At 30.3% G+C, this 228-nt stretch carries 2 protein-coding genes (1 of these 2 running past the window's edge); both read right to left on the bottom strand.

The genetic code is table 11. The annotated features are described in order from the left end of the window. Positions 1 to 22 precede the first annotated feature (22 nt). Entirely contained in the window at positions 23 to 205 is a 183-nt protein-coding gene (locus LUA84_RS03430) for an aldehyde ferredoxin oxidoreductase N-terminal domain-containing protein (protein WP_231434446.1), read from the bottom strand. Next, positions 180 to 228, bottom strand: partial view of an aldehyde ferredoxin oxidoreductase N-terminal domain-containing protein gene (locus LUA84_RS03435; RefSeq protein ID WP_231434448.1) — the 3' end only. The gene runs 206 nt beyond the window's last position; the window shows 49 of its 255 coding nt (coding positions 207-255); its start codon lies off the right edge, out of view; the stop codon is at positions 180 to 182. The genes LUA84_RS03430 and LUA84_RS03435 overlap by 26 nt, the downstream gene beginning before the upstream one ends.

Genomic DNA, 228 nt, shown 5'->3' on the forward strand with positions numbered 1-228 from the left:
CTACAGTCTGATAAACTGTTTTTCAACATAAATTTTTTGCATCTCTTATTTCTGCTTTTCCATTGTATATCCATAAATATACTGGCCTATTTGCTTTTCCTTCAATTATTATAAAATCAAAACCTGAAAATTTTAATTCTGCACCAAATTTTCCTCCAGCATTTCCTTCATAAACTGTATTAGTTATTGGAGATTTGAGTAACAATAGACCATCTTCCAGCAGTTCGA

Source organism: Candidatus Nanopusillus massiliensis, assembly GCF_920984865.1.